The following is an 18,613-nucleotide window of genomic DNA, read 5'->3' on the forward strand; positions in this document are numbered from 1 at the left end:
GGACCCCGGCATAGAGGATCACGCATGGCCTCCCTCTGGGAATACGCGAACCCCGTCCGCTTCATGCGGACCTCCGGCGCGCTTCTGCCGTGGGTCACGGCGGCGGCCGCGGCCAGCCTCGGCATCGGCCTCGTGTGGGGGTTCCTCACGCCCGAGGACTACAAGCAGGGCTCGACCGTCAAGATCATGTTCCTGCACGTGCCGGCGGCGATGATGGCGATCAACATCTGGGTGATGATGCTGGTCGCCTCGCTGATCTGGCTGATCCGCCGCCACCATGTCAGCGCGCTCGCCGCCAAGGCCGCGGCCCCGGTCGGCGCCGTGATGACCCTGATCGCGCTCGCCACGGGGGCGATCTGGGGCCAGCCGATGTGGGGGACCTGGTGGGAGTGGGACCCGCGGATGACCTCGTTCCTGATCCTCTTCCTGTTCTATCTCGGCTACATGGCCCTCTGGTCCGCGGTCGAGAACCCCGACAGCGCCGCCGACCTCACGGGCGTGCTCTGCCTTGTCGGCTCGGTCTTCGCGCTTCTGAGCCGCTACGCCGTCAACTTCTGGAACCAGGGCCTGCATCAGGGCGCGACCATCAGCGTGGCGCCGGGCGATCGGATCAGCAGCACCTACAGCTATCCGCTCTACCTCTGCATGCTGGGCTTCTTCCTCCTCTTCGTCGCGCTCCTGCTGCTGCGCACCCGCACCGAGATCCGCATCCGCCGCCTCGCGGCGCTCCGCGCGCGGGAGCTGCGGGCATGATCGAACTCGGCAAATACTCCGCCACTGTCCTTGTCGCCTGGGGCGTCAGCCTGCTGCTGCTGGGCGGCATCGTGGTCCAGTCGCTTATGGCCGCCGCCCGCGCCCGGCGCTCGCTCGAGGCCGAGGAGGCGGCGCGCAAGGTGAAGCATGGCTAAGGTGTCCCCGCTGCTCCTGATCCCGCCGCTGGCCTTCGCCGCGCTTGGCGTCGTGTTCTACATCGGCCTCGGCTCGGCCGGCGACCAGCAGCTTCCCTCGGCGCTGATCGGCCAGCCGGCGCCCGCGGCGGAGCTGCAGCCGCTGGGCGACCTGCCGCCGCTGCCCGAGAACTTGGCCGATGGCCGGGTGAAGCTGGTGAACTTCTGGGCCAGCTGGTGCGCCCCCTGCCGCGTCGAGCATCCGCACCTGAGCGCCCTCGCGGCCGAGGGCGTCCCGATCTACGGCGTCAACTACAAGGACCCCCCGCGGAACGCGGTGGCCTTCCTCGACGAACTCGGCAACCCCTACGAGGCCGTCGCCGCCGACCCGCAGGCGCGCATGGGCCTCGAATGGGGGGTCTATGGGGTGCCGGAGACCTTCGTCGTGGACGGCGAGGGCCGCATCACCTACCGCTTCGCGGGTCCGGTCACGCAGCGCGAGATCGGCGGGTTGCGGGAGGCGATCGAGGCGGCGGGCGGCTGACAGGCCTCTTGTTCCACATCCCATCTGACGCCAAATTGCGTCTGAAGAGGTGGAGGTTGTCATGGGGCTCGCCGCCTACGCCGAACACGGAAGCTTCTCGCCCCGGCGCATCGCTGAGGCGCTCCACACCACGCAGGAGGAGGTGGCGCCCTCGACTGGCCTTGGCCGCGACGCTCTGATGCGGAAGGATCGCGTGACCAGTCCGCGCACGCAAACGCGGCTGCGCGAGATGGTCGAGATCCTGAACCGCGTCGCCCCCCGCTTCGGCTCGGACCTGATCGCCTTCGCCTGGTATCGTTCCGAGCCGTTGGCCGGCTTCGGTGGGCTCACCGCGATGGCGCTCGTCCGCGAGGGACGGGCGGCCGAGGTGATGGAGTATCTCGACGCCGTGGATGATGGCGTCTTCGCCTGAGCCGAGCCCCTCGATCCGCTGGCTGGGCACGCTCTACCGTGCGCTGAACCCCCGCTGGATGCAGGCGCCGCTCTCGGGCGAGGGCGCGCGCCGCCATGGCGGGCGGTTCAACGCGCGGGGCAGGGCGGCGCTCTACGCCGCGCTCGACCCGTTGATCGCGATCGCGGAGGCGTCGCAGGTGGGGCAGCCGCTGCAGCCCGTGACGCTGGTCAGCTATACCGCCGACATCGAGCCGGTGTTCGCCGCGACCGATCCCCATGCCCTCGCGGCGCGGGGCATCGAACCGGAGGCGCCGTCCGCGCCAGACTGGCGGCTGCGGATGGCGGATGGCCTCGCGCCGCGACGGGAGGTCGCCGAGGCGCTGATCGCGGCGGGTTATGCGGAAATGCTGGTCCCGAGCTTCGCCCGCACTGCCCAGCCCGGCGCGCGCAACCTCGTGCTGTGGGACTGGGACGGAGGGCTGCGCGTGAACGATGCCGAGGGACGGCTGCGATAGCCCATGGAGCAGAAAGCCCGCCGGTAAGGGCGGGCTTTCGCGTCTTCGCAGGGGCTTGGCGTCAGGCCGCCTTTGCCAGATTCCGCAGCACGTAGTGCAGCACGCCGCCGTTCTTGAGGTAGTCGATCTCCACCTCCGTATCGACCCGCGCCTTCAGCTGCACCGTCTTCTCGGTCCCGTCCGCGTAGCGGATCGTCGCGGGGACCATCGCCAGCGGCCGCAACCCGTCAGCCAGACCGCTGATCGAGATCACCTCGTCGCCCTTTAGGCCGAGCGTCTTGCGGTTGTCGCCGCCGGTGAACTCGAACGGGATCACGCCCATGCCGACCAGGTTCGAGCGGTGGATGCGCTCGAAGCTCTCGGCGATCACGGCCGAGACGCCCAGCAGGTTGGTGCCCTTCGCCGCCCAGTCGCGCGAGGAGCCGGCGCCGTATTCGATGCCGCCGACGATCACCAGCGGCACGCCGCGGTCCTTCCACGCCATCGCGGCGTCGTAGATCGAGGTCTGCTGCCCGTCCGGCCCCTTGGTGTAGCCGCCCTCGACGCCGTCCAGCATCTCGTTCCTGATGCGGATGTTGGCAAAGGTGCCGCGCATCATCACCTCGTGGTTGCCGCGCCGCGAGCCGTAGCTGTTGAACTCCGACGGCGGGACCTGCCGCTCGACCAGGTACTGGCCGGCCGGCGTCGTCGGCTTGAACGAGCCCGCCGGCGAGATGTGGTCGGTGGTGATCATGTCGCCCAGCAGCGCGAGGACGCGGGCGCCCTCGATGTCCGCGATGGTCCCCGGCTCCCTGGACATGCCCTGGAAGTAGGGCGGATTCTGGATGTAGGTCGAGGTCGGCGGCCAGTCATAGGTCTCGCTGTCGGTGGTCTCGACCGCCTGCCAGCGCTCGTCGCCCTTGAAGACGTCGGCGTATTTCGACTGGAACATCTCGCGCGTGACGACCTTGTGGACGATGTCGCTGACCTCCTGCGAGCTGGGCCAGATGTCCCTCAGATAGACCGGCTGGCCATCCTTGCCGGTGCCGAGCGGCTCCTTCGTGATGTCGATGTTCATGTCCCCGGCGATCGCATAGGCCACGACCAGCGGCGGGCTGGCAAGGTAGTTCGCGCGCACGTCGGGCGAGATGCGGCCCTCGAAGTTGCGGTTGCCGGAGAGGACGCTCACCGCCACGAGGTCGTGGTCGTTGATCGCCTTGCTGATCGGCGCTTCCAGCGGGCCGGAGTTGCCGATGCAGGTGGTGCAGCCGAAGCCCACGAGGTCGAAGCCGAGCGCGTCGAGATCCTCCTGCAGGCCAGCAGCTTCGAGATATTCGCTGACGACCTGCGAGCCGGGGGCGAGCGAGGTCTTGACCCAGGGCTTGCGGTTCAGCCCGAACGCGCGCGCCTTCCGCGCCAGCAGCCCGGCGCCGACCATGACGTAGGGGTTCGAGGTGTTGGTGCAGGAGGTGATCGCCGCGATCACCACCGAGCCGTCATTCAGACAGTAGTCCGCGCCTTCGACCGCGCCGCGCTCGATGGAGCCGGTCCGGTCGCCGCCCGGGATCTGGCCGGGCTTCGGCATCGGCGCGTTGCCCTCGGCCGTCATCTTGGCCTTCTGAGCGGCGGACGCCTTGGGCGCCGGAAGGCCTTGGATATAGGCCTTGAAGGTCTGCGCCGCCTCGTCCAGCGGCACGTGGTCCTGCGGCCGCTTGGGGCCGGAAATCGCCGGCACCACGTCGCCGAGGTCGAGGTGCAGCGTCGATGTGTAGACCGGGTCATAGGCGGCGTCGCGCCACATGCCATTGGCCTTGGCATAGGCCTCGACAAGCGCGATGCGCGCCTCGTCGCGGCCGGTCTGGCGCAGGTAGCGCAGCGTCTCACCGTCCACCGGGAAGAAGCCGCAGGTGGCGCCGTATTCGGGGGCCATGTTGGCGATCGTCGCGCGGTCGGCCAGCGGCATGTTGTCGAGGCCGTCGCCGTAGAACTCGACGAACTTGCCCACCACCTTGTGGTCGCGCAGCATCTTCACGACCTTGAGGACGAGGTCGGTCGCGGTCACGCCCTCGCGCAGCGCGCCGGTGACCTTGAAGCCCACGACCTCGGGGATCAGCATCGAGATCGGCTGGCCCAGCATCGCGGCCTCGGCCTCGATCCCGCCGACACCCCAGCCGAGGACCGCGAGGCCGTTGACCATCGTGGTGTGGCTGTCGGTCCCGACGAGGGTGTCGGGATAGGCCACGGTCGCGCCGGTCTGGTCGGTGTCGGTCCAGACGGTCTGGGCGAGGTATTCGAGGTTGACCTGATGGCAGATGCCGGTGCCGGGCGGGACCACGCGGAAGTTCTCGAACGCGCTCTGGCCCCATTTCAGGAACTGGTAGCGTTCCATGTTGCGCTCGTATTCGCGGTCGACGTTGAACTGGAAGGCGCGCGGCGTGCCGAACTCGTCCACCATGACCGAGTGGTCGATCACGAGGTCCACCGGGTTCAGCGGGTTGATCTTCTGCGCGTCGCCACCGAGCGCCACGATGCCGTCGCGCATCGCGGCGAGGTCCACCACTGCGGGGACGCCGGTGAAGTCCTGCATCAGCACGCGGGCCGGGCGGTAGGCGATCTCGCGCTCGGACTTGCCGCCGCCCTGCGCCCAGGCGGCAAAGGCACGGATGTCGTCGGTCGAGACGGTGCGTCCGCCGTCCTCGAAGCGCAGCATGTTCTCGAGCACGACCTTCAGCGCCGCGGGCAGGCGCGAGAAATCGCCGAGGCCCGCCTCGGTCGCGGCGGGGATCGAGTAGTAGCTGACGGTGGCGCCGCCTGCCGAAAGCTCTCGGCGGGTTCTGGCGCTGTCGGTTCCGGTGACGATCGGCATGGCGGCTCCTTGCGGCTCGAGGGGCGTGGCTGATGTGCATTGCCTGCACGGGGCGGGCTTGGCAACATCTCTGTGCGAATTGTATGCAATGGTATGCCGAGATCACGCGGGCTTCAAGGCGGTGCGAGCGGCGCCCGGCGGCCGAGTCACCCAGCAGTGATTGGGCGGCGGCTCCGGGCTTGATTAAGAACATGACATGATTGCCGCTGCCGCCTCCTTCCTGATGCGCCGCCGGAGGGCGGCGCTGCGGGCCGCCGTCGCCGCCGGGCTGCTTGCCCTGGCCGTGCCCGCCACCTCCGACGAGATGCCGACCATCGACGCCGACGATTCGGTCGCGAGCGTCATGGATTCGATCCGCGAGGGTCCGTCCGAGCCCGCCGGGGCGATGTCGCTGCAGCCGGGCGGCCTCGCCCCCGCCGCGGCAGAGGCCGCGACCCCGCCGGGCGGCACCCGCTCCATCGCCGGGGGCGGCCCGGCCGCGCCCGCGCCGGCGCTCCCTCCTGTCGCGCCTCGTGTGCTGATCGAACTCTACACCTCGCAGGGCTGCGCGCCGTGCCCGCCCGCCGACGCGCTCCTCGCGGATCTGGCCGAGCGCGCGGACGTGCTGCCCCTCAGCCTGCATGTCGATTACTGGGACTATCTCGGCTGGCCCGACGGCTTCGCCCGCCCCGAGTTCACCGCCCGTCAGCAGGCCTATGGCCGCCGCAACGGCGAGCGCGGGGTCTACACGCCGCAGATCATCATCGGCGGCGTGGACACGCTGATCGACGCCGCCCCGGCCGATCTCGCGGCGCTGATCCGCAGCCACCTGCGCGAGCCCGCCGCGGTCCGCGTCACCTCCCGCCGCGAGGGCGAGCGGATCGTCCTCGACCTCGCCCCCGGCGCGCTGCCGCGCGGCCATGCGGCGGTCGAGCTGGTGCGCTACCTGCCCTCGCGGCGCGTGGCCATCCAGGGCGGCGAGAACATCGGCCAGACCGTCAGCTACACCAACATCGTGCTGTCCTTCGAGCGGCTCTCCGAGTGGGACGGCCGCACCCCGCTGCGGATCACCGTGACGCCGCGCGCGGGCATGCACGAGGCGCTGCCCTCGGACACTCGCCACGCCGTGCTGGTGCAGGAATACGGCCGCGGCGGGCTGCCCGGAAAGGTGCTGGCGGCGGTCACGATCGACTGACGCGCTTGCCGGCGCGACCGGGTTGAGCGACAACCCCGGCTCGGAGGAGACGCGATGCGAAAGATCAGCCCCTGGGTGAAGCCGACGCTCGAATACGGGCCGCTGCTCCTGTTCTTCGTGGCCTACTGGCTGCTGCGCGACAGCAGCATCATCATCGGCGGGGCCGAGTACTCCGGCTTCATGGCCGCGACGCTCATCTTCGTGCCGGTCGCGGTCGCCTCGACGCTGGTCCTGTGGCGGCTGACCGGCAAGCTCTCGGTCATGCAGGCGATGACGGCGGTGCTGCTGCTGGTGTTCGGCGGGCTGTCGTTGTGGCTGAACGACCCGCGCTTCTTCAAGATGAAGCCCACGATCATCTACCTGATCTTTGCCGGGCTTCTCGGGACCGGCTGGCTTTTGGGCCGCAACTGGCTGCAGCTCGTCATGGGCGAGGCGCTGCCGATGCGGGCCGAGGGCTGGCGGGTGCTGACAGGGCGGCTGATCGGCCTGTTCCTCGGCCTCGCGGTGCTGAACGAGATCGTCTGGCGCACCATGTCCGAGGCCGCCTGGGTCAACTTCAAGACCTTCGGCCTCACCGCGATCCTGTTTGCGTTCTTCATCGCCCAGTCGGGCCTCTACCAGCGTTACGCGGTGACGGGCGACGAGCCGGGGCCGGGGCCGGTGCCGCCGCCCTCTTGACGCGCCGGGCCGCGGGGGCTAGATGCTCGCGACGGATTTCCGGGCGCCCGCTTCCCGCGGCGCCCGTTCAACTTTCCGGGCTGGCCGCCCACGAAGCCTCCGCCCGCGTGCAACCGAAGGAACTACGCCATGTCGCGCGTCTGCGAACTGACCGGCAAGGGCCCGATGACCGGGAACAACGTCAGCCACGCCAACAACAAGTCCCGCCGCCGCTTCCTGCCGAACCTTAACGAGGTCACGCTGCTGTCGGAATCGACCGGCAAGTCGTACTCGCTGCGGATCTCGGCGCATGGCCTGCGCTCGGTCGACCACCGCGGCGGCCTCGACGCCTTCCTCGCCAAGGCCCGCGACACCGAGCTTTCGGTCCGCGCGCAGCGGATCAAGCGCGAGATCGAGAAGAACCGGGCCGAGGCCTGATACCCGGCCGGGCCCTTGCGGCCCGCCCCCTGCATGGCCCCGCGTCGAGTCGGCGTGGGGCCATGCCTGTTGCGCCAGAGGCGATTCGCGCCGCGCCCTCCCCAGAGGCTGACGTGCCCCGGAGCCGCCGCGCACCCCTTCCCCCTTTCGAGGACAGACCGATGAAGACAGGCATTCTCGCGGCAGGCGCCGCGGCCCTCGCGCTCGCCGCGGCGGCGCAGGAGGCCGCCTCCGACACGGATACCCGCGCGACCCAGGCCGAGCCCGCCCCCGACGCCGTGCTCGCCATCCATGAGGCCTATGTCCGCAGCGCCAATCCGATGACCGGTGCCGCCTTCATGGTGATCGAGAACCGGGGCGCGCAGGACTGCACCCTGACCGGCGCCACCGGCGACGCCTCCGAGCGGATCGAGCTGCACACCCATCGCGAGGTCGATGGCGTGATGCAGATGGTCCATGTCGAGGAGGGACTCACCATCCCGGCCGGCGGCAGCCGCACGCTCGAGCGGGGCGGCGATCACATCATGTTCATGGGTCTGGCGCAGCCGCTGGCGCAGGGCGACACGGTCGCGCTGACGCTCGACTTCGGCGCCTGCGGCACGCTGGCGGTCGAGATCCCGGTGGACAACCTCCACAACCTCAACAACGGCCACGGCGGCATGGCCGCCCACGGGCACTGAGATCAGCGGCGGGCCTCGGCCCGCGCGATCAACTCCAGCACCGAAGGCCCGGCGAGTGCCACCATCGAGGCGACCCCGCGGGCCGAGGCGTGGAGGCCATCGGCCTGCAACCAGTCGCCAGGCTCCCGCTGCGCCCGGATCACCGCATAGAGGTCCGGGACCAGCAACGCCCCGTGCCGCGCCGCGAGGGGCGCCCAGATGCCGTCCCAGGCGGCGCGGAACGCCTCCGGCCCGACCGCGCCGATCCCCAGCAGCAGCAGCGGCCTGCGCCCGTCATCGCCCGCCCGCCGCAGGATCGCATCGAGGTTGCGCGCCGCAGCCCGGGGCGAGAGCCGCATCAGCATGTCGTTGGCGCCAAGCTCGACGATCACCGCGTCGGGCTCGTGACGCAGCGCCCAGCCGATCCGCACCCGGCCGCCATAGCTCGTATCCCCGGAAAGCCCGGCCCCGATCAGCCGCACCGGCCGCCGGCTGCGCGCCTCGACCCAGCGGCTCAGTGCCGGGACGAAGCCCTCGTCCGCGGACAGACCGTAACCCGCGACGAGGCTGTCGCCGAAGACCAGGATCTTCAGCGGCGCCTCGGCCCGGAGGGGCCGCGCGACGGCTGTTCCGGCGGCTGCGAGCAGGAGGGCGCGGCGGTCCATCCGGCGAGGATGGGTGCCCGCAGACGGCGGCGCAATGCCGGCTCACTGAGCTTTGTGTTGCCCGTATGCGCCGAAACCGGTAGCCGCTGTGACAAAAGCCGCAAGGGACAGCCCATGACCCGCCGCCAGATCCTCATGCTCACCGCCGCCGCGCTGATCGCGCCGGCCCTGCCGCGCTTCAGCCATGCCGCGACCACTCCGCAGACCGCCGACCCCTGGGGGCCGACCGAGGTCGCGATCCGCGACGGCTTCGAGGTCGGCTCGATCATCGTCGTCAGCGACGACTTCTACCTCTATCACGTCATCGCGCCCGGCCGCGCGATCCGCTACGGCGTCGCCGTCGGCCGCGACGAGCTGGTCTGGAAGGGCCGGGCCGAGATCGGCCGCAAGGTCGAATGGCCGAGCTGGAAGCCGACCCCCGCGATGATCGAGCGCAACCCCGGCGCCTACGCCAAATACGCCGAGAACGGCATGCCGGGCGGCCCGTCGAACCCGCTCGGTGCCCGCGCCCTCTATCTCTACGCCAACGGCCACGACACCGCGATCCGCATCCACGGCACGACCGAGCCCGGCTCGATCGGCCGCGCCGTCAGCAACGGCTGCATCCGCATGCGCAACGAGGCCGTCATCAGCCTCTTCGACCAGGTCCCGCTGGGCACCCCGGTCTACGTCTACTGACATGCTGACGCGGCAGGCGCCGCATTCGGTCGCGGTGCCCGCGCCCGGCGTGGACGAGATCATCGACGTCCGCACCCCCGCCGAGTTCGCCGAGGACCACCTTCCCGGCGCGATCAACCTGCCCGTGCTGACGGATGAGGAGCGGGTCCGGGTCGGCACCGACTACCGCCAGGTCTCGGCCTTCCACGCCCGGCGCATGGGCGCGGCGCTCGTCGCGGCCAACGCCGCGCGCCACATCGCCGGGCCGCTCAGCACGCGCGGGGGCGGCTGGCGGCCGCTGGTCCATTGCTGGCGCGGGGGGATGCGCTCGGGCGGTTTTGCCACGATCCTCGACCAGATCGGCTGGCGCGTGACGGTGCTCGAGGGCGGCTACAAGGCATGGCGGCGGCTGGTCGTGGCGCGGGTCAGCGAAACGCCGATCGTCTCGCCGGTCTGGGTGCTGGACGGCGACACCGGGTCGGGCAAGACGGCGGTTCTGGCGGCGCTCGCCCGCCGCGGGGTTCAGGTCGTGGATCTCGAGGGGCTGGCGAACCACCGCGGCAGCCTCTTCGGCGGCATGCCGGGCGGCCAGCCCTCCCAGGCGATGTTCGAGGGCCGCCTCGCCGCCGTGCTGGAGGGTGTCGACCCCGCCCGGCCCGTGGTCATCGAGGCCGAATCGAGCCGCGTCGGCGACCGCAGCCTGCCGCAATCGATCTGGGCCGCGATCACCGCCGCCCCGCGCCTGCGCCTCGAGGTGCCGGTGGAGGAACGCGCCCGCTTCACCGCCGCCACCTACCGCGAAATCAGCGCCGCGCCGGGCGAGGTGGACGCCATCCTGTCCCGCCTCGCGCCCGCTCATCCGCGCGAGCGGATCGCCGACTGGCGCGGGATGGCGGCGCGCGGCGAATGGGAGGCCCTCGCCCTGGGCCTCATGCAGGCGCATTACGACCCGCGCTACCGCAAGCACCGCGACCGCTACCCCGAGCGGATGGCCGGGGCGATCCCCCTGCCGCGGCTGGATGCCGCCGGGATCGAGGCGGCTGCGGGCGCGGTGGAGGCACGGTTGCCTCGGCACGGCGGCGCACAAGGGATCGGTTGTCGGCGCCCGCTGTCGGAGTGAGCCTTCACCCTGCCTCGGCGAGGAACGACCGGAACATGTCGTGATAGGCCTGATAGGCGCCTCTGTCCCGGTTGATGTACCCGATCAGGCCCGCCTCGTCCCGAAGATGATCGCCGCGCAGGATCGCCTCGATGCGCTGCGGCTTGGGGCCGTGAAAATGGACGATCTTGGCGCGTTCGTCGACGCCCTGCCATGGCCGCCAGTTGAGATATGGCGGCATCATGTTCCACTTGCGCTTGAAATGGATGTTGAGCAGCACCTGATCATAGGACTGGGCCTTGCGGCTGTAGAAGTTTTTCGAGCGAAAGAACCTGATCAACCTCGGGCGTTCGCGGGCGAAGCGTTCATTGTTGATGGCCATGACGCCGGAATTGAATGATCTTGGCGAAGGCCGGCCGTCCTTCCCCAGCTCTGCGCAGGCGCCGAAGATGTCGATGGTCCCGAAGTCAGGCTCGCCGGTGAACATCACGTCGCAATCGGTGTAGAGGGAAATGCCGCCGCTCGAGAAATCGGGAACGAGCAGCCGCAGGAAATGGCCGGATGCGTTCGCGGGGTTGTAGGGCGTTCCCTCGTTTGCGGCGACCACCGCCTGCGAGGACAACTCGTCCTTGAACGGGACGGCGGTCCTGTGAACCGTCACCCCGTTTCGCCGCAGCCATTCCGTCAGGCCATCGTCCTCTCCGTCGAAAAGGCAGTGCGGCTCAAGGCTGGTGTTCGCTCTCGCGGAAAGGACGGCGACCTTGATCATGTCCCTGAACCACTTGGCCGCATTCCCGCTGTAGCCGAAGAACCATTCCATAGCCGTCATTCCATCCGGTAATCGGCCCGCGGCACCGGGCCCGCGTCAGCTCTGACGCAGGAGCCGCCGCAGCACGCGTTCCAGCTTCGCGGCACCCAGAGGCGCCATGGCCTTCGTGTGCTCGTGGCTGATCGCCTCGGCCGACAGTCCCGCGCCCATGTTGGTGATGACCGACACCGCCGCGCAGCGCAGGCCCAGGAAGCGGGCGAGGATCACCTCGGGGACGGTGGACATGCCGACCGCGTCGGCGCCGAGGATGCAGGCCGCGCGGATCTCGGCCGGGGTCTCGAAGCTGGGGCCGGAGAACCAGCAGTAGACGCCTTCGGGCAAGGCGACGCCCTCGGCCGCGGCGGCGGATTTCAGGGCGGTGCGCAGGTCGGGATCATGGGCGTCGGTCATGGGGACGAAACGCGCGTCGGAGGCCTCGCCGATCAGCGGGTTGGTCCCGGCGAAGGAGATGTGGTCGGAGAGCAGCATCAGCCCGCCGGGGCGGATGTCCGGGCGCAGCGAGCCAGCGGCGTTCGTCAGGATCAGCCGTTCGCAGCCGAGATCGCGCAGCAGTTCCAGCGCCGGGCGCATCGCGTCGGCGCGACCGCTCTCGTAGTAATGCGCCCGGCCGCCGAAGACCGCGACCCGGCGGCCCTCCAGCTGGCCGATCACCAGCTGCGGGTTGTGGCCGCTGACGCCCGCATGGGGGAGGCCCGGAAGGTCGGCATAGGGGATCGCCACGCCCTCGACGGCGCCCGCAAGATGCCCCAGGCCGGAGCCGAGGATCAGGCCCAGTTCCGGCGGCTCGGCGCCCGCGCGGTCGCGCACGAGGGCGGCGAGGTCAGCGTTCCTTGACATAGGGCTCTCCGCCCGCGCGCGGCGGAATGGCGCGGCCGACGAAGCCGGCGAGGATGATGACGGTCAGGATATAGGGCAGGGCGTTCATGAACATGGACGGGATCGTGACGGGGCCGATCTCGATGTTCGGATAGCGGTTGGCGATCGCCTCGAACAGGCCGAAGAGGAAGGTGGCGCCGAGCGCCGGCCAGGGCCGCCACTTGGCGAAAATGAGGGCCGCGAGGGCGATGAAGCCTCGGCCCGCGGTCATCTCCTTCACGAACCCCGCCGAAAGGCCGGTGGCGAGATAGGCCCCGGCAATGCCGCAGAGCAGCCCGGCGATGGCGACCGCCGCGTAGCGCAGCCGCGTGACCGAGACCCCGGCCGTGTCAACCGACGCCGGGTTCTCGCCCACCGCGCGCAGCCGCAGGCCGAAGCGGGTCCGGAACAGCAGCCACCAGGTCAGCGGCACGGCGATAAGCGCGACATAGACGAGCGGCGTGTGGCCGGAGATCACCTCGGCGTAGAAGGGGCCGAGGACGGGCACGCCGCGCAGCGTCTCGGCGAGGGGCAGGGTGACGGGGCCGAAGCGGGCGTCGCCCGCAAGCGACGGGGTGCGGCCGCCGAGGCCGAAGATCTTCTGCCCGAGCAGCACCGTCAGGCCGGAGGCGAGGAAGTTGATCGCCACGCCCGAAATCAGCTGGTTGCCGCGGAAGGTGATGGAAGCGAGCCCGTGCACCGCCGCGAGGATCAGCGAGCCCGCTATCCCCGCGATCAGCCCCAGCCAGACGCTGCCTGTCACCGCGGCGACAGAGGCCGCGGCGAAGGCCGCCATCAGCATCTTGCCCTCGAGGCCGATGTCGAAGACCCCCGCGCGCTCGGAATAGAGGCCCGCGAGGCAGGCGAGCAGCAGCGGCGTCATCAGCCGCACGGCGCTGTCGAGGATCTGCAGGATGGTCGCGTAATCCATCAGCGCGGCGACCCCTGCGCGCTGCGCGGCGAGAACACCCGTTCCAGCGGCATCCGCACCATGTTGTCGAGCGCGCCGGTGAACAGGATCACGAGCGCCTGGATCACGACGATCAGCTCGCGCGGGATCGAGGTCCAGAGGGCCAGCTCGCCCCCGCCCTGGTAGAGAAACCCGAAGAGCAGCGCCGCGAGCAGGATGCCGACAGGGTGGTTGCGGCCCATCAGCGCGACCGCGATGCCGATGAAGCCCGCGCCCTCGACGGCGTTGAGGACCAGCCGCTCGGCCTCGCCCATGACGTTGTTGATCGCCATCAGCCCCGCCAGCCCGCCGGAGATCAGCATGGCGATGACGGTGATCCTGACCGGCGAGATGCCGGCATATAGCGCCGCCTTCTCGGAGCGGCCGAAGGCGCGGATCTCGTAGCCGAGGCGGGTGCGCCAGATCAGCAGCCAGACGCCGAACAGCGCCAGCAGCGCCACGAGGAAGGTGACGTTGGCGGGCGTGTTGCGGCCCCATTCGACACCGATCAGCGCGAAGAAATCGGTCAGCTTCGGCAGGTTCGTGGCTTCGGGGAAGCGGGCCGAGGCCGGGTCCATGCTACCCACCGGGCGCAGCAGGTTCACGAGGACGTAGTTCAGCAGCGCCGCGGCGATGAAGTTGAACATGATCGTCGTGATGACGATGTGGCTGCCGCGCCGGGCCTGCAGCCAGGCCGGGATCAGCGCCCAGAGCGCGCCGAAGGCGGCCGCGCCGACAGCGGCGGCGGGCAGGGCGAGGAGCCAGTGCGGCCACGGCACGGCCAGCAGCACCAGCGTCACCCCGAGGCCGCCGAGCGCCGCCTGCCCCTCGCCGCCGATGTTGAAGAGGCCGGCGTGGTAGGCGACCGCGACGGCAAGCCCGGTGAAGATGAAGTTGGTCGCGTAGTAGAGCGTGAAGCCCCAACCATAGCTGGAGCCGAGCGCGCCTGTGACCATGACCTTGAGCGCCTCGACCGGGCTCTCGCCGATGGCGAGAATCACCAGGGCGGAGATGGCAAAGGCCAGCAGCAGCGAGAGCAGCGGGGTGAGGATCACGTCGGCCCAGCGGCTCATTGGGGCAGGCCCCCCTCATGCGGGTGCGCGGGGTCGGGCGGCTCGGGGCGGTGGCCCGGCGGGATGCCGGCGGCGTCGGGCGCGCGGCCGGTATCGGTGACGCCCGCCATCAGCAGCCCCAGCTCCCCGGGCGTCGTCTCGCCCGGCATGCGCTCGCCCATGATGCGCCCGTCGAACATGACCGCGATCCGGTCGGACAGCGCCATCACCTCGTCCAGCTCGACCGAGACCAGCAGGATCGCCGTCCCGGCGTCGCGCAGCTCGATCAGGCGGCGGTGGATGAACTCGATCGCGCCGATATCGACGCCGCGGGTCGGCTGGCCGACGAGCAGCAGGGCGGGGTGCCGCTCCATCTCGCGGGCGCAGACGAGCTTTTGCTGGTTGCCGCCGGAGAAGCTCTTGGCGGGCAGGTCGGCGTCGAGGGGGCGGACGTCGAAACGTTCCATCTCGGCGGCCGCATGGGCGCGGATGCGGTCGTTTCGCAGCAGCGCAGCCCCCCATTCGGGATCGCCGTGATAGCCGAAGATCGCGTTTTCCCAGGCGTGGAAGTCCATGATGAGGCCCTCGGCTTGGCGATCCTCGGGCACATGGGCGATGCCGAGGGCCCGGCGTCCGGCGGCATCGGCACCGCGGCCGGTCAGCGGGATCGGACGCCCCGCCATCCGCACTTCGCCCGAGAGCTTCGCCGCCACTTCCGGGAAGCCGCCGAGCAGCTCAAGCAGTTCCGACTGCCCGTTGCCGCTGACCCCGGCGATGCCGAGGATCTCGCCCGCGCGCAGGTCGAGGTCGATGCCCCGCAACCGCTCCACCCCTTCCGCGTCGATCAAACGTAGGCCGCGGATTTCCAGCACCGGCTCGCCGGGGCGGGCCGCGGGCTTTTCCACCCGCAGCAGCACCTTGCGGCCGACCATCAGCTCGGCCAGTTCCGCGGGCGAGGTCTCGGCGGTCCTCACCGTCGCCACCATCTCGCCGCGCCGCATGACCGAGACGGCATCCGTCACCTCCATGATCTCGCGCAGCTTGTGGGTGATGAGGATGATCGTCTTGCCCTCGTCCCGCAGGCCCCGGAGGATGCGGAACAGGTGGTCGGCCTCGGCCGGGGTCAGGACGCCCGTCGGCTCGTCGAGGATCAGGATGTCGGCTCGGCGGTAGAGCGCCTTCAGGATCTCCACCCGCTGCTGATGCCCGACCGACAGCTCGTCGATGACTGCGCCGGGGTCCACCTCGAGCTGGTAGTCGCGCGCGAGGCCCGTCAGCTCCGCCCGCGCGCGGGCGAGCGAGGGCCGCAGCAGCGCGCCGTCCTCGGCCCCGAGGATCACGTTCTCCAGCACGGTGAAGTTGCGGACCAGCTTGAAGTGCTGGAACACCATGCCGATGCCCGCCCGGATCGCGGTCTGGCTGTCGGCGATCACGAGGGGCTCGCCGTTCACGCGGATTTCCCCCGCATCGGGGCGGTAGAAGCCGTAGAGGATCGACATCAGCGTCGATTTCCCGGCCCCGTTCTCGCCCACGATGCCGTGGATCGTCCCGCGCGCGACGGTGAGGTCGATGGCGCGGTTGGCCTGCACCGGGCCGAAGGCCTTGGAGATGCCGCGAAGCTCGATGGCGGGCGGGGCGGCCGCATCGGGCCGCCCCTCGTCAGGCATCGCGGCGGGTGCCGCCATCAGCTTACCGGGCAGGTGTTGTCCGTCATGTAGTCGTGGACCTGGATCTCGCCCGAGACGATCTTCGCCGTCGCCTCGTCCACGGCCGCCTGCATCTCGTCGGTCACGAGGTCCTTGTTGTTCTCGTCCACCGCGACCGAGACGCCCTCGGAGGCGAGGTCCATGACCCGCACCCCCGGCTCCACCGCCTCGCCGGCCGTGAAGGCCTCGAACACGGCGTTGTCCACCTTCTTGACCATCGAGGTCAGCACCTGTCCCGGATGCAGGTGGTTCTGGTTGCTGTCCACGCCGATGGAGAGGATGCCCTCGTCGGCCGCGGTCTGGAGCACGCCGATCCCGGTGCCGCCCGCGGCGGCGTAGATCACGTCCGCGCCCTGCGACATCTGCGCCCGCGCCAGCTCGCCCCCCTTCACCGGGTCGTTCCACGCCGCCGGGGTGGTGCCGGTGTAGTTGACGAGGACCTTGCCGTCGGGCCGGGTGGCCATGAAGCCCTGCCGGTAGCCGCATTCGAACTTGTGGATCAGCGGAATGTCCATGCCGCCGATGAAGCCCACGGTCCCGCTCTCGGAGGCCATCGCGGCCATGATCCCGGCGAGGTAGCTGCCCTGCTCCTCGGTGAAGACGACCGACTGCACGTTCGGCTGCTCGACCACCATGTCGATGATGACGAACTTCGTGTCGGGGTAGTCGGGGGCGACCTGGTTGAGCACGTCACCGAAGGCGAAGCCGGTCATCACGATGGGGTTGGCGCCGGTCTCGGCCAGCCGCCGCAGCGCCTGCTCGCGCTGCGCCTCGGACTGCATCTCCAGCTCCTTGTAGGTGCCGCCGGTCTCGGCCTTCCAGCGTTCGCCGCCCATATGCGCGGCTTCGTTGAAGGATTTGTCGAACTTGCCGCCGAGATCGAAGATCAGCGCCGGTTCGGCGGCGGCGAGGCCCGCGGTCAGCGCGAGGCCGGCGGCGCCGGCGAGCAGGGTCTTGAGCATGGGCATCCGTGGTCCCCTCCCGAGGGTTGGCGGGCAGGGCCCGCGGCATCGACGGGATTTAGTCCGCAGCGGGCGCGCCCGGTCAACGGCTATCTTCGGCCAGGGAGAGGTCGAGACGCAGGATCATGGCGTCGCGGCCGGGTCCGTAATAGCCGCGCCTGCGGCCCGCCTCGCGCCAGCCGGCGGCGGCGTAGAGGGCGCGGGCGGGGGCGTTGTCCTCGGCCACCTCGAGGAAGGCGCTTGCGGCTCCATTCGCCCGGCCGGCGGCGGCGAAGCCCTCGCAGAGCGCACGTCCGAGGCCGTGCCGCCGTGCCTCGGGCGCGACGGCGAGGGTCAGCAGCTCCGCCTCATCGGCAACGACGCGGCCCACGAGAAAGCCGCCGGGCTGCAGGATCAGGAAGGCGCCGGGCAGCGACAGGATGTCGGCGAAGGCTGCCGCGCTCCAGGGCGGGGGCGCGGTAAAGCAGCGCGCATGCAGCGCGGCGAGGTCGTCCGGCGTCATCCGGGCAGGATCGCCGGCCCCTGGTCGCGCGCGGGCGCGGCGTCGGCCGGGCGCAGGTAGAGCGGCGCCGGCCGTGCCCCGGGATGGGCGATGCGCGAGGCGGCGATGCGGGCGACGGCCTCGGCCAGCGGCACGGGCTGCGGGTATTCCGGCGGGCCGGGGGGCGGGTCGGCCCCGAGCTCCGGGCGCTCCATCTCGGGGAAGTCCTGCCAGATCGACTGCCCGCCCGGTCCGGGCAGCACGACGCGGCAGGGGCGCGGCAGGCCGAAACCCATCGCCTCGGTCGTGGTCACGCCGATCGCGGGGATGTCGAGCGAAAGCGCCAGCCCGCGCGCCGCCGCAACCGCGATCCGCACCCCGGTGAAGCTGCCCGGACCGATGCCGACACCGATGGCGGCAAGGTCGCGCCACTCCGCCCCGCGCCCGGCCAGCAGCGCCTCGAGCATCGGAAACAGCCGTTCGGCCTGCCCTCGCGGCATCTCCTCGTGGACCGTTTCCACCCATTCGCCGGGGCAAAGCAAAGCGGCCGCGCAATGCGCGGCCGATGTGTCGAAGCCGAGGATCAGCGGCTCAGGTGACAGGACGGACCTCGACCACCTCGGGGACGTAGTGCCGCAGCAGGTTCTCGATCCCCATCTTCAGCGTCAGGGTCGAGGACGGGCAGCCCGAGCAGGCGCCCTTCATGTGCAGATAGACCACCCCGCGGTCGAAGCCGTGGAAGGTGATGTCGCCGCCGTCCTGCGCCACCGCCGGCCGCACGCGGGTGTCGAGCAGCTCCTTGATCTGGCTGACGACCTCGTCATCCTCGGGCGCATGGGCGGCATGGCCGTCATCGCCCTCTCCGCCGCCGGTGACGACCGGCTCGCCCGACTGGAAATGCTCCATGATCGCGCCGAGAACGCCGGGCTTCAGGTGATCCCAGGGCGTCTCCTGATCCTTGGTGACGGTCACGAAGTCGCTGCCGAGGAACACCCCGCGCACGCCCTTGACGCCGAAGATGCGCGTCGCCAGCGGCGACTCCCCGGCCGCCTCCGGCGCCGGGTAATCGGCCGCCCCCTGCGCCAGCACGGTGCGGCCGGGCAGGAACTTCAGGGTTGCCGGGTTCGGCGTGGTCTCGGTCTGGATGAACATTGGCGTGCCCCCTTGCTTGCCAAGGATATGTGGGCCGCGACCGCAGAGGTCAAGGTGATGCGCCTTGCCCACGCCTGCGGCGATTTTCCGCCGG

22 protein-coding genes are annotated in these 18,613 nt (G+C 70.5%); 11 read left to right on the forward strand and 11 right to left on the reverse strand.

Annotated features, from left to right (window positions below; genetic code table 11):
- Positions 1 to 24 precede the first annotated feature (24 nt).
- The 5 genes from GI374_RS02895 (at position 25) to GI374_RS02915 (ending at position 2,339) form a co-directional block, all read left to right on the forward strand.
- Positions 25 to 753: a heme ABC transporter permease gene (locus GI374_RS02895; RefSeq protein WP_154335485.1), complete on the forward strand. Its 729-nt coding sequence runs from the start codon at positions 25 to 27 to the stop codon at positions 751 to 753.
- Complete coding sequence (gene ccmD, locus GI374_RS02900) at positions 750 to 908, forward strand: heme exporter protein CcmD (protein WP_154335486.1); 159 nt, start codon at positions 750 to 752, stop codon at positions 906 to 908. The genes GI374_RS02895 and ccmD overlap by 4 nt, the downstream gene beginning before the upstream one ends.
- Positions 901 to 1,431, forward strand: a complete 531-nt coding sequence (locus GI374_RS02905; protein WP_154335487.1) for a DsbE family thiol:disulfide interchange protein — start codon at positions 901 to 903, stop codon at positions 1,429 to 1,431. Before ccmD ends, GI374_RS02905 begins: the two co-directional genes overlap by 8 nt.
- Before the next feature lie 61 nt (positions 1,432 to 1,492).
- A complete protein-coding gene (locus GI374_RS02910) occupies positions 1,493 to 1,843 on the forward strand; it encodes an antitoxin Xre/MbcA/ParS toxin-binding domain-containing protein (protein WP_154335488.1) in 351 nt (116 codons plus the stop codon).
- Entirely contained in the window at positions 1,827 to 2,339 is a 513-nt protein-coding gene (locus GI374_RS02915; protein ID WP_154335489.1) for an RES family NAD+ phosphorylase, read from the forward strand. Before GI374_RS02910 ends, GI374_RS02915 begins: the two co-directional genes overlap by 17 nt.
- A gap of 61 nt (positions 2,340 to 2,400) precedes the next feature.
- Here GI374_RS02915 and acnA read toward each other — a convergent pair whose 3' ends face one another.
- Positions 2,401 to 5,184, reverse strand: coding sequence for an aconitate hydratase AcnA (acnA, locus tag GI374_RS02920; protein WP_154335490.1), 2,784 nt, complete (start codon positions 5,182 to 5,184; stop codon positions 2,401 to 2,403).
- Between the two features lie 223 nt (positions 5,185 to 5,407).
- Here acnA and GI374_RS02925 point away from each other — a divergent pair, with 223 nt between their 5' ends.
- The 4 genes from GI374_RS02925 to GI374_RS02940 all read left to right on the forward strand — a co-directional run bounded on the left by GI374_RS02925 (position 5,408) and on the right by GI374_RS02940 (position 8,133).
- Positions 5,408 to 6,358 carry a thioredoxin family protein gene (locus GI374_RS02925; RefSeq protein ID WP_195759811.1) on the forward strand — a complete coding sequence of 317 codons (951 nt, stop codon included), beginning with the start codon at positions 5,408 to 5,410 and terminating at the stop codon, positions 6,356 to 6,358.
- Between the two features lie 54 nt (positions 6,359 to 6,412).
- Positions 6,413 to 7,036, forward strand: coding sequence for an inner membrane-spanning protein YciB (locus GI374_RS02930; protein WP_154335492.1), 624 nt, complete (start codon positions 6,413 to 6,415; stop codon positions 7,034 to 7,036).
- A 129-nt stretch (positions 7,037 to 7,165) separates the two neighbouring features.
- A complete protein-coding gene (gene rpmB / locus GI374_RS02935; RefSeq protein ID WP_154335493.1) occupies positions 7,166 to 7,453 on the forward strand; it encodes a 50S ribosomal protein L28 in 288 nt (95 codons plus the stop codon).
- Positions 7,454 to 7,614: 161 nt separating this feature from the next.
- Entirely contained in the window at positions 7,615 to 8,133 is a 519-nt protein-coding gene (locus GI374_RS02940; protein WP_154335494.1) for a copper chaperone PCu(A)C, read from the forward strand.
- A gap of 2 nt (positions 8,134 to 8,135) precedes the next feature.
- On the opposite strand, the gene GI374_RS02945 is transcribed toward GI374_RS02940, so the two are convergent.
- Positions 8,136 to 8,777, reverse strand: coding sequence for a GDSL-type esterase/lipase family protein (locus GI374_RS02945; protein ID WP_154335495.1), 642 nt, complete (start codon positions 8,775 to 8,777; stop codon positions 8,136 to 8,138).
- A gap of 114 nt (positions 8,778 to 8,891) precedes the next feature.
- Here GI374_RS02945 and GI374_RS02950 point away from each other — a divergent pair, with 114 nt between their 5' ends.
- Both GI374_RS02950 and mnmH read left to right on the forward strand, forming a co-directional pair.
- Entirely contained in the window at positions 8,892 to 9,455 is a 564-nt protein-coding gene (locus GI374_RS02950) for a L,D-transpeptidase (protein ID WP_154335496.1), read from the forward strand.
- A 1-nt stretch (position 9,456) separates the two neighbouring features.
- Entirely contained in the window at positions 9,457 to 10,554 is a 1,098-nt protein-coding gene (gene mnmH / locus GI374_RS02955) for a tRNA 2-selenouridine(34) synthase MnmH (RefSeq protein WP_154335497.1), read from the forward strand.
- 4 nt (positions 10,555 to 10,558) lie between these two features.
- On the opposite strand, the gene GI374_RS02960 is transcribed toward mnmH, so the two are convergent.
- The 9 genes from GI374_RS02960 to GI374_RS03000 form a co-directional block, all read right to left on the reverse strand.
- A complete protein-coding gene (locus tag GI374_RS02960; protein WP_195759812.1) occupies positions 10,559 to 11,353 on the reverse strand; it encodes a glycosyltransferase in 795 nt (264 codons plus the stop codon).
- Positions 11,354 to 11,398: 45 nt separating this feature from the next.
- Positions 11,399 to 12,199 (reverse strand): purine-nucleoside phosphorylase, encoded by an 801-nt coding sequence (locus GI374_RS02965; RefSeq protein WP_154335499.1) that lies wholly within the window; start codon positions 12,197 to 12,199, stop codon positions 11,399 to 11,401.
- Complete coding sequence (locus GI374_RS02970) at positions 12,183 to 13,148, reverse strand: ABC transporter permease (RefSeq protein WP_154335500.1); 966 nt, start codon at positions 13,146 to 13,148, stop codon at positions 12,183 to 12,185. Before GI374_RS02970 ends, GI374_RS02965 begins: the two co-directional genes overlap by 17 nt.
- Positions 13,148 to 14,239 carry an ABC transporter permease gene (locus GI374_RS02975; RefSeq protein ID WP_154335501.1) on the reverse strand — a complete coding sequence of 364 codons (1,092 nt, stop codon included), beginning with the start codon at positions 14,237 to 14,239 and terminating at the stop codon, positions 13,148 to 13,150. The genes GI374_RS02970 and GI374_RS02975 overlap by 1 nt, the downstream gene beginning before the upstream one ends.
- The gene (locus GI374_RS02980; protein WP_229582470.1) at positions 14,236 to 15,903 is read right to left on the reverse strand and encodes an ABC transporter ATP-binding protein; all 1,668 of its coding nucleotides are present in this window, start codon (positions 15,901 to 15,903) and stop codon (positions 14,236 to 14,238) included. Before GI374_RS02980 ends, GI374_RS02975 begins: the two co-directional genes overlap by 4 nt.
- Entirely contained in the window at positions 15,903 to 16,892 is a 990-nt protein-coding gene (locus tag GI374_RS02985; protein ID WP_154335502.1) for a BMP family protein, read from the reverse strand. The genes GI374_RS02980 and GI374_RS02985 overlap by 1 nt, the downstream gene beginning before the upstream one ends.
- Positions 16,893 to 16,968: 76 nt before the next feature.
- On the reverse strand, positions 16,969 to 17,388 hold the full coding sequence (locus GI374_RS02990; protein ID WP_154335503.1) for a GNAT family N-acetyltransferase: 420 nt from the start codon (positions 17,386 to 17,388) through the stop codon (positions 16,969 to 16,971).
- The gene (tsaB, locus tag GI374_RS02995; RefSeq protein WP_154335504.1) at positions 17,385 to 17,969 is read right to left on the reverse strand and encodes a tRNA (adenosine(37)-N6)-threonylcarbamoyltransferase complex dimerization subunit type 1 TsaB; all 585 of its coding nucleotides are present in this window, start codon (positions 17,967 to 17,969) and stop codon (positions 17,385 to 17,387) included. Before tsaB ends, GI374_RS02990 begins: the two co-directional genes overlap by 4 nt.
- The gene (locus GI374_RS03000; protein WP_154335505.1) at positions 17,959 to 18,519 is read right to left on the reverse strand and encodes a NifU family protein; all 561 of its coding nucleotides are present in this window, start codon (positions 18,517 to 18,519) and stop codon (positions 17,959 to 17,961) included. The genes tsaB and GI374_RS03000 overlap by 11 nt, the downstream gene beginning before the upstream one ends.
- Positions 18,520 to 18,613: the final 94 nt, after the last annotated feature.

The sequence above is a fragment of the Paracoccus sp. S-4012 genome, from assembly GCF_009674885.1.
Taxonomy (GTDB): Bacteria; Pseudomonadota; Alphaproteobacteria; order Rhodobacterales; family Rhodobacteraceae; genus Paracoccus.